At 62.7% G+C, this 5027-nt stretch carries 5 protein-coding genes and 1 pseudogene; 1 reads left to right on the top strand and 5 read right to left on the bottom strand.

The features are described from left to right. The 4 genes from PVW46_RS23570 to PVW46_RS23555 form a co-directional block, all read right to left on the bottom strand. Positions 1-425, bottom strand: a 425-nt coding sequence (locus PVW46_RS23570; RefSeq protein ID WP_274577959.1) for an ABC transporter ATP-binding protein, incomplete at its 3' end; no start/stop codon positions are given. A 3-nt stretch (positions 426-428) separates the two neighbouring features. Next, positions 429-1295, bottom strand: a complete 867-nt coding sequence (locus PVW46_RS23565; RefSeq protein WP_043141416.1) for a carbohydrate ABC transporter permease — start codon at positions 1293-1295, stop codon at positions 429-431. A gap of 3 nt (positions 1296-1298) precedes the next feature. After that, the gene (locus PVW46_RS23560) at positions 1299-2195 is read right to left on the bottom strand and encodes a carbohydrate ABC transporter permease (RefSeq protein WP_043141412.1); all 897 of its coding nucleotides are present in this window, start codon (positions 2193-2195) and stop codon (positions 1299-1301) included. A gap of 61 nt (positions 2196-2256) precedes the next feature. Further along, positions 2257-3561 carry an ABC transporter substrate-binding protein gene (locus PVW46_RS23555; RefSeq protein ID WP_043141409.1) on the bottom strand — a complete coding sequence of 435 codons (1305 nt, stop codon included), beginning with the start codon at positions 3559-3561 and terminating at the stop codon, positions 2257-2259. Positions 3562-3788: 227 nt separating this feature from the next. Between PVW46_RS23555 and PVW46_RS23550 the strand changes: the two genes are divergently transcribed. Then, positions 3789-4625 (top strand): amidohydrolase family protein, encoded by an 837-nt coding sequence (locus tag PVW46_RS23550; protein WP_274577956.1) that lies wholly within the window; start codon positions 3789-3791, stop codon positions 4623-4625. Between the two features lie 40 nt (positions 4626-4665). Here PVW46_RS23550 and PVW46_RS23545 read toward each other — a convergent pair. Then, positions 4666-5027: pseudogene (locus tag PVW46_RS23545) on the bottom strand (IS5 family transposase); the annotation flags it as partial.

Here is a 5027-nt window from a genome sequence, read left to right as displayed (position 1 = left end):
ACCCGCTGGCGCTGCCCGCCGGACAGCGCGCCGGGCTTGCGGTCCAAGAGCGGCGTCAGCGACAGGATCTCCGCCGCCTCGTCCACCGCCTTGTCGATTTCCGCCTGCGGGCGCTTGGCGATCTTCAGCGAGAACCCCAGGTTCTCGCGCACAGTCATATGCGGGTACAGCGCGTAGTTCTGGAACACCATCGAGATGTTGCGCTCACGCGGGGGCAGGTCGTTGACGACATTGTCCCCGATGAAGATCTCGCCGCCCGAGATCTCCTCGAGCCCGGCGATCATCCGCAGCGTCGTGGACTTGCCACAGCCCGAGGGACCGACCAGCACGACAAATTCATTGTCGGCAATGTCGAGGTTGATGGAATGAACGACTTCAAGCGGGCCATAGTTCTTGACCACGTCGCGGAGGTGGACCTGAGCCATCTGTTATCCTTTCACGCCGCCGAAGGTGAGGCCGGCAATGAGGTGTTTCTGAACGAGGAACGTGAGAATGAGCGCCGGGATGATCATCAGCACCGCAAGGGCACACATCCCGCCCCAGTTGAGCGTGAACTCGGCCTGGAAATCGAGCAGGCCCACCGGCATCGTCTTGGACGTGACCGAGCGTGTCAGCTGCGAGGCAAGCGCGTATTCATTCCACGAGGTGAGGAAGGCAAAGATCCCGGCCGAGGCGATGCCCGCCTTGGCCACCGGGAATTCCACCTGCCAGAAGGCCTGCCAGCGGGTGCAGCCGTCGATCTGGGCCGCCTCTGCCAACGAGGGCGGGATCTGACGGAAGAACCCGTCGATCAGCCAGATCGTGAAGGGCACGTTCATCGCCACATAGGTCAGGATCATGCCGAAATGCGTGTCGATGATGCCGACCCGGGCAAAGATGATGAACAGCGGCAGCGACAGCGCCACGCCCGGCACGGCACGGGTGCACATCAGGCCGACAAAGATCCAGGCCTTGCCCTTGAAGCGGAAGCGGGCAAAGGCATAGCCGCCCGACATCCCGACCAGGAGAGCGATGACCGTCGAGGTCACCGAGATGATCAGCGAGTTGCGGAAGTAGGTCAGCACCGGAACGCCCCCCTCGCCCACGCCGCCGAACATGGCGCGGTAGTGATCGAGGTTCAGCTCGTTCGGGATCCAGACCGGCGGCTTCGCCATGATCTCGACCGTCGGGCGGAAGGAGTTGAGGACCACCCAGAGCCCCGGCACGCAGAGCACCATCATGGCCAGGAACAGCCCGAAGAAATGCAGCCATTTCAGGGCTCGGCGGCGGGTACGGTGTGCGGCATTGCTCGCCATGGTTCAGACCCCCATGCCCAGCTCGGCCCGCGCGGCGGTGAGCTTGCGGAAAAAGAAGACGGTGAAGAAGATCGCGAGGAAGATCGAGATATAGCCCATCGCATTGGCGTACCCCATGCGGGCATCGACGTAGCCGGTGCGCCCGATCAGCGTCCACAGCAGCTCTGTCCGCCGCGCGGGGCCGCCGTTGGTCATGATCTGCACGATGTCATAAGCCCGCGCCACGTCCAGCGACCGGATCGCCATGGCGATATAGATGAAGGGCATCAGGAAGGGCAGCGTCACGTATCGGAAGGACTGCCAGGCGGTGCATCCATCCACCTTGGCCGCTTCAAGCGGATCCTTGGGGATGGCGTAGAGCCCGGCAAGGATCAGGATCGCGAAGACCGATGTGGCGGTCCAGACCTCGGCAAAGATGATCGAGAACATCGCAAGGTTTCCATCCACCAGCCAGGGGATCGCCTGGTCGGTGATGCCCAGCGACTGCAGGGCGTTGTTCACCAGCCCGACGTTGTCATTGAAGATGAACTTGAACTGGAAGCCCACGAGGATCGGCGAGAACATCATCGGGAACATCATCATGGTGCGCAGCGCGCGCTGCCCGCGTGTCACCTTGGACACCATCAGCGCCAGCCCCAGCCCGAACAGCATTTCGAGGTTCAGCGCCACGGTCAGCAACAGGACGGTGCGCCCGAAGGCGGCCCAGAACTTGGCGTCGCCAATGGCCTTTTCATAGTTGAAGGTCCCGATCCAGCGGTACAGGCTGTCCGGCCGCGTCAGCTTGTAGGCCGTGAAGCTGGAATAGAGCGACAGCACCAGCGGAATCAGAACGACGGCCGCAAGGATTATGATGGCTGGCAGCAACAGCACCAGCCACGGAGGCAGTTTCAAGGATTTCATGCGGATGTCCCGGGTCGAAGGATGCGGGGACGGATTTGACCGCCCCCGCCTTTGGCAAGCGTCAGTAGACGCCTTCTTCCTGCATCAGGCTGTCGACGGCATCAGCGGCGTCGGCCAGCGCCTCGTCCACGGTCTTGTCACCGAGGATGGCAGCCTGGAGTTCGGGGTAGATCAGGTTTGTGGCCTCGATCCAGTATTCGGTCGGCGGCACCGCAAAGGCAGTGGCGGCGGTTTCCTTGAACGCGGCCAGCACCTCGGAACGGTAGGGATCATCCTTGGCCTGTTCCGAGATATGGTCCCAGACCGCCGTGCGCGAGGGCAGCGGGCCGGCCGAGCTTTCCAGCTTCTGGCTGTCCTCGTTGGTCAGGAAGGCGACCAGCGAGGCTGCGGCTTCCTTGTTGTCACAGTTCTCGGTCACCGAGAAACCGTGGAAGCCGGACCAACCGGTGCGCACACCTGCCGACCCCTTGGGCGCCGGAGCCACGCCGACATTACCGGCAACCTTGGACGCGCTCGGGTCGTTGAAGAACCCGGCCCAGCCCGGCCAGTCTAGGTTCAGCGCGATGGTGCCCGAGGCAAAGCCGTTGCCCAGGTCGTCCCAGAGATAGTTGGTGGTGCCCGCCGGGACGGCGCCCGCCTCGTAGAGGTCCACGAACCATTGCAGCGCTTCCTTGCCCGCGTCCGAGTTGAACGCCGGCGAAAAGTCATCGTTGAACAGCTTGCCGCCATTGGCGACCACCAGTTCGTAGAAACGGCCAACGATGGCCTCGTCCTTGCCCGCGTATTGCGTGCCGTAGAAATTCGGCGGATCGGCAAAGAAGATCGCCTGATCCTTGAGCTGGTCCCAGGTTTCCGGAACCGCCAGCGGATAGCCGTATTCGGCCTCAAAGGCTGCCGCCTTTTCAGCGTCCTCGTAGATGTCTTTCTGATAATAAAGCGCCGAAACGTCGAACTGCGCGCGCGGCAGCATCACCAGCTTGCCGCCCAGCGTGGCGGCGTCGATGTTCGCCTTGACGAAACCGTCGATGGTTTCCTGCGGGATCAGGTCCGAAAGGTCGGTGTAGAGCGAGGGATACTGCGAGGCAAAGGACGAGTGGTTCGACCCGACGCACCAGCCGGTTGTGCGCGCCGCGATATCCGACTTGAATTCCTTGTCGAGCTCGAAATGGTTCTTCTTCGAGATCACGTTCACCGTGGCGCCCGTCATCTCCTCCCATTCGGCAATGCGCGCATATAGCGCCTCGTACTGCTGGCCGCCGATCAGCTTGGCGTCGATGACCACGCCGTCGAACTCGGCGGCTGACGCGCCGGACGCCATCCCGATGGCAAGCGCGATCAGCGATGCGCCGGTTGCTTTCAATGTCATGTCGTTCCTCCCGATATGATGTGTCGCCCGGGCATCCGGGCCACCCACGCCCCATGTCAGTCCGCCCGTCACTTCCGTGTCTCGCGGATTTCATATTCAGAAGCGTCTTTCATATCTAAACTTGACTTCGCAGCCAAGTCAAGTTGAACTCCCCAAAGAAACCGCCTCCGCCCAAATCCGGGCGAAGGCAGACATGCCGCACCCCGGGCCGAGGAAAGACCAGAACCATGACCATGCTGATCGATACGCATCTTCACCTCGTCGACCGCGACCGCATCAGCTATCCGTGGCTGTCCGACGTCCCGCCGCTGAACCGCGACTGGAGCTACGAGGACTACGAAAAGACGGCTCGGCGCGTCGGGATCGGGGGCACGCTGCACATGGAAGTGGATTGCGCGCCCGGCGACATCGGCAAGGAAAACGCCTGGGTCGCAGAGCTCATGGCCCGGCCCGACAGCCTGATCCGCGGCGCGATTTCCTCGGCACGGCCAGAGGACGAAGGGTTCGACGCCTTTCTCGACGGGCTGGACACGCGCGTGGTCAAGGGCATCCGGCGGGTGTTGCACACCATGCCCGACGAATTGTCCCGCTCTGACCGGTTCCGCGCCAATGTCGGTAAGCTGGGCGGCAAAGGCCTGCCATTCGACATTTGTGTCCTGGCGCGGCAACTCGACCTTGCGGCCGAGCTTGTGGATGCCTGCCCGGACACCGTCTTTGTCCTGGACCACTGTGGCGTGCCGGACATCGCGGGCGGCGCCTTCGACGACTGGGCCGACCGCATCGCGGACCTGTCCAGGCGCGACCATGTCAATGCAAAGATCTCGGGCGTGACCGCCTATGCGGATGCCAACTGGACTCTGGACACGCTCCGCCCCTGGGTCGAGCATGTCATCGACTGTTTCGGATGGGACCGCGTGGTCTGGGGGTCGGACAGCCCGGTCTGCACGCTGAACGCTTCGCTCGACCAATGGGTGGCGGTTACGCACAAGATACTGTCGGAGGCCTCGGCAGAGGAAGCCCGCGCGATCGCCTCAGACAACGCCGTGCGGATCTGGTCGCTATAGGGTCAGGACCCATTGATTTCCGTTGGGTTGCGTGATTCACGGCGAGAGCGATTGCCGAGAGAAAAACCTTCGGGCACCGGTCGTAGCGAGTGGCGATACGCCGCCAATCCTTCAGCCTGCCGAACAAAATCTCGATCCGATTGCGGCGCTTGTCGTATTTGACGGTTGTCTTCCGCTGTTTCCGGCCGGGGATGCAGGCGCGTATCCACTTGCCTTTCAACGCTTCCCGGAACCAGTCGGCATCGTAGCCGCGATCTCCGAGTAGCCGGCCGCCATCCGGCAGACTGCCGCAAAGCGCCCGCGAACCGATCCAATCGCTGACCTGTCCTGCCTTGACGAACAGGTTGAGGGGGCGTCCCAGGCTGTCACAGACGGCGTGCAGCTTCGTATTCATGCCGCCCT

Source organism: Mameliella sp. AT18 (assembly GCF_028807275.1).
Lineage (GTDB): Bacteria > Pseudomonadota > Alphaproteobacteria > Rhodobacterales > Rhodobacteraceae > Antarctobacter > Antarctobacter albus.
Note: the sequence above shows the minus strand (reverse complement) of the source record. Positions and strands in the feature narration are given on the sequence as shown.